Below are 4,714 nucleotides of genomic sequence, written 5' to 3' on the forward strand. Positions count from 1 at the left end.
TCTGATTATCTCTTGTCTGTTGCCTTTTGCATGGAAGCCTTTCCCTACACCTCCCTCTCTTTACCTGTTCCCTGTTCCCTGTTCCCTGTTCCCTGTTCCCTGTTCCCTTCAATTCTAGTTTCACATCTGATTTTAAAACGCTATATATTTGCTGACTAATTAATAGTAATTGTGACAAAACTGAAAAAACTCATTCCCAATTTGCGATCGCCAGCCTATCGTCTGGTCGGGGAGACAGCCCGGAAAAACTGGTGGCTGATTGGGATGAACCTGGTTACCAATCTCGTCAGTGCCGTCCTAGAGGGCAGCACCCTAGGTGTGATTTATCTGGCCGTGGGTTACCTAACGGGGACTGATGACCCTGGAACAGATACACCAACCAATCCAACCATAGCTAAAACCCTGGCTAAGATTCTGCCTTTGCCACCAGAGCAAATGTTTTTAGTATTAATGTTTGGGGCAGTGGTGCTGCAAATCGGCTTAAGTCTGAGTAACTATCTCAATAAGGTATCGACAGCTTACCTATCGGCCAAAGCACAGCCCTATGTCACAGGTAAGGTGTTTGAACGGATTATGACCTTTAGCTATGGCTGTGTCAGCCGCTATAAGGTCGGTGACCTAGTACTTTTTAGCAATGATGCGGCTTTTGCAGTTGATCAAGAGATTACACAATTCAACAATCTGGTAGTAGGTCTGTCGTTCTCGTTGGTGTATCTGGTTGTTATCGTGCGCCTATCCCCAATCTTGGCAGGGGCGGCAACGGTGCTGATTCTGGCGGTGGCTTATGTGCAGTACAAGCTGATTCCCCGATTACGAGGAGTGGTAAAGCGGGTGACCGCAAGCCAGGTCGAGTCGGCTAAGTATATTACTCAGAGCATCCAGGCCTTGAGGTTGTTGCATACCTTTGGTACCCAGGAAAAAACAATAACTGGGGTCAATGGGCTGTTAGCTAAAATCGAGAAACAACTTAAAAAGCGGGCATTAGTCTTTTACCTACCGGAGCCAATTCTAGAGACTTTGCCCATGGTAGCCTTGGGAATTTTGGCAGCTTCAGCAGTACTATTTGAAGGGGGTAAGGCGACCATCCTACCCCTGTTGTTGACCTTTTTGCTGGCCTTGCAACGGTTATCGACGCGCTTGAAAGCAACTTCAGCCACCATTACAATGTTTGCGGATAACAGCGCCCGGATGGTACGGTTAGAGACGATTTTAGACCAGCGGGATAAGGTATTTGAGCACTCGGGCACGGAGCCGTTTACACGGCTAAGGGAAGATATTGAGTTTAAGTCTATAAGCCTTTCCTATACTAACGATGATACGTTTGCCCTCAAGAATCTCACCTTTACTCTGCCTCGAAACAAAGTAACTGCTTTAGTAGGGGGGTCGGGGGCAGGTAAGTCTTCGATTATAGATTTGTTCCTTGGGCTGTATCAACCCACGGCAGGACATATTCTAGTCAATGGTCGTCCTCTAGCAGACTATTGCTTGGAAAACTGGCGGCAACAGATCGGGGTGGTCAGTCAAGATACGTTTATTTTTAATGACAGTATTTTAGAAAATTTGCGTTACGGTCGTCCGTCAGCAAGCTTGGATGAGGTGGTGGAAGCAGCTAAAGCAGCTCAAGCCCACAAGTTTATTTTGGCCTTGCCTGATGGATACGAAACCGTGGTGGGTGAGCGGGGCTATCGACTCTCCGGTGGACAGCGGCAACGATTGGCTCTGGCACGGGCATTAATTAAACAGCCAGAGATTTTAATCTTGGATGAAGCAACCAGTGCCTTAGATAGTGAATCCGAGAAGTTGATTCAGCAGGCATTGGAACAGTTCCAGAAGGAACGAACCGTGATTGTTGTGGCACACCGACTTTCGACCATTGCTGAGGCTGACCAAATCTTAGTGCTAGAGCGGGGAGAGGTTGTGGAGCAGGGAACCCATAAGTCGCTTCTGCATCAAGGTGAGCGCTATGCAGGCTATTGGAAGTTGCAGAGTAGTCAGGTGGCAGTTTAAGGCATTAGCTTGAGGCACTGCTGTTTGATTCTTGACCCTAAAATTGATCAGGGAGTGGAGAGCTTACAAGGGTAGGTTTTTTACATTTGGGTCGGGAGTCGGGAATCGGGAGTCGGGAGTCGCTCATAAGGGTAGGTTTTTAACTTTGACCTCAGGTGTGGGGTGTGGGGTGTGGGGTGTGGGGTATATAGCAATTATCATAGTCATGAGGTACTTTCGTTCTGGCTTTTAGGGAGCAGGGAGCAGGGAGCAGGGAGCAGGTAAGAGGCAAGAGGTAAAAAATCCTGTGTACCTCATAGCTATAAGAAACGGTATAATAAAATGTACTTAATTTGTCGTTAAAAATCATCAAGACAATAAAAGTACGTACTCGCCCCTTTGTAAAAAACCTACCCTTGTAAGGGGCATCCTGCCCGCCCGAAAATATTCGGTGCGCTTGACTCATTAAGAATTAAATTCGCTGAAGGTGCCCTTTCCAATGGGCGAGTAAATCGCCCTTGGGTCGCACCTCAAGGTGCGCGCACCTTCGGGTCGCACCGACAGGAACAGGCAAGATGCCCATTCCACAGGTGCGCGCACCTAAAAACTATTAAAATCATTCCATTATTAAGCAACGCCTCAGCTCCTCTATTTTTCTTATCATTTTTATAATCACCCGTTCGCCCACACCCCACACCCTACCAAGTTCACCAGGTTGCTGATCACCCAGTCAGGTATCTAAATGTAGGTACAGACGTGAAATAGATTCAACATTTCTGGTGTATTGTTATGTCTTGGAACACTCTCAATATTACTTCCACTGCTGAAATTGTCAGGTCTATTAGGGAAAAGGGCTATTACTTCGCAGAAAGTGCATTAAATAAGATAGAGGCTGACCGGCTCTTAGAAGAAATCGACTTTGATGAGATTCTGATCAATAAAAATGACCTAGGTGTGGTTTGTTCAGGAAATCAGAAGTTTTTGAGCCATTGCCTGGCCAAATCGAAGCGAGCCTACGATTTGATTACGTCTCAACAGGTTTTAGATGTTTGTAATGCTTATTTCCAAGCAGGATATCAGCTGATAAATCACAGGTTCTCTCAGACCCGTCGAGGGTTTCATATGCCCTGGCACACAGACAATAATCTGCTGCTAGGTAGTCAGTTTTTGCGTAAGCACGAGATGCAAGGTCTGGTATTTATTATATATCTTTCCGAGCCAAATTTAAGCCCGTTTCAGTATATTGAGGGTTCCCACCTTTGGTCATCAAAGTATGACGATGAGATTTATATCAGCGATCGCTGGGTTCAGACGCACTATCAGCAGGATATCAGAACCTTTGAAATAAAGAAGGGCGACCTCATCATCTTTGATTTGCATGGTATTCATCGAGCACGCCCGTTTAAAGACAGACATCATGTTCGAAATAGTTTTCAGTTCCAGGTCGAGCAAATTAAAGATGAATATCTTGGCCATGGAGAGCAAAATATGGTCAATGCTGGGTTTATCGATAACCCTAGTCCAGACCTTTTCAACTACTTAGGATTTGGCATTCAGCGAAACTATCCAGTCTTTCCGAATAGTTCAATCGCAACTATGGCTATTCCAGAACTAATGAAGTTATATAAGCAGCTTTTGCTCCTGACGCTTAAGGCAATCTCTAATAACCTAGCCAAAGGGCTGCTAACTGGAGAATGGGAGGTGAGTTTAAAACGTAAACTATGGCATCTTAAATTGCCAAGTTCAAACAGCAGAAAGAGTTGATTCAGCAGGCATTGGAACAGTTCCAGAAAGAACGAACAGTGATTTTTGTGGCCCATAGACTTTCGAATATTGCTGAGGCTGATCAGATTTTGGTGCTAGAGCGGGGAGAGCTTGTGGAGCACGGTACTCATAAGTCGCTTCTGCATCAAGGAGAGCGCTATGCGCGGTATTGGAAGTTGCAAAGTAGTCAGGTGGCAGCTTAAATCAGCAAACAAATCTTTCAAATGTCCCTATCCTAATTATTTTGAGTGGATGTAAAACACTTAAACGAAAAAAATGCCTCCAATTAAGCTATATTACTGTAATATCAAAAATTTTGGCGATCAGTTAAACAGAGATATATTCTCACACTATGGATATGATGTTGAACATACTTTACCAAATGAAGATCATGCAACTGCTATTGGCAGCATATTATAGAAGTTATCGTATAACTTTAGTGGTATAATTTTAGGTTCTGGATTCATGTTTTAATCTTCTAGTAACTGTTTTCCTAGTGCATCTATTATTGGTGTCAGAGGTCATTTAACTAGAAAGCGGGTTTTTGCTTCTCAGACAATTACCTTAGGAGATCCTGGACTGCTAGCACCTAATTGTTATGCAGAATCTTAAAAACAGTACGATTTAGGTTTAGTACCACATTATGTTGATGCATTAGATGAAAGAATTATTTCATTAAGCAAAGCAGAATCTAAAAATGTATTATTGATTGACGTAACACGTAACCCAAAAGAAGTCATTGCAGATATTACTCGATGCGAAGCTATAGCTTCATCGTCTCTCCACGGACTTATAATTGCAGACGCATTTGGTATTCCATCTATATGGATGCAACTGAGTAATAAAGTTTCAGGAAAGGGATTTAAGTTTAAAGACTACTATTCAGTTTTTGGAGAAACTCCCAACTGTCTAACAGGAAATGAAATTATCTCGATTAAACAGGTGAAGCAGAATACTAGAAAAC

General features: G+C 43.8%; 4 protein-coding genes. All 4 read left to right on the forward strand.

The window, feature by feature from the left end; all coding sequences use genetic code 11:
• Window positions 1–171 precede the first annotated feature (171 nt).
• On the forward strand, window positions 172–2,007 hold the full coding sequence (locus tag F6J94_RS30595) for an ABC transporter ATP-binding protein (RefSeq protein WP_293047165.1): 1,836 nt from the start codon (window positions 172–174) through the stop codon (window positions 2,005–2,007).
• Window positions 2,008–2,775: 768 nt separating this feature from the next.
• Complete coding sequence (locus F6J94_RS30600) at window positions 2,776–3,750, forward strand: phytanoyl-CoA dioxygenase family protein (RefSeq protein ID WP_293047167.1); 975 nt, start codon at window positions 2,776–2,778, stop codon at window positions 3,748–3,750.
• Window positions 3,747–3,953: a hypothetical protein gene (locus tag F6J94_RS30605; protein WP_293047169.1), complete on the forward strand. Its 207-nt coding sequence runs from the start codon at window positions 3,747–3,749 to the stop codon at window positions 3,951–3,953. The genes F6J94_RS30600 and F6J94_RS30605 overlap by 4 nt, the downstream gene beginning before the upstream one ends.
• A 466-nt stretch (window positions 3,954–4,419) precedes the next feature.
• Window positions 4,420–4,714, forward strand: a 295-nt coding sequence (locus F6J94_RS30610) for a polysaccharide pyruvyl transferase family protein (protein ID WP_367142292.1), incomplete at its 3' end; no start/stop codon positions are given.

This window comes from Moorena sp. SIO1F2, assembly GCF_010672755.1.
In the GTDB taxonomy this organism is placed as follows: domain Bacteria; phylum Cyanobacteriota; class Cyanobacteriia; order Cyanobacteriales; family Coleofasciculaceae; genus Moorena.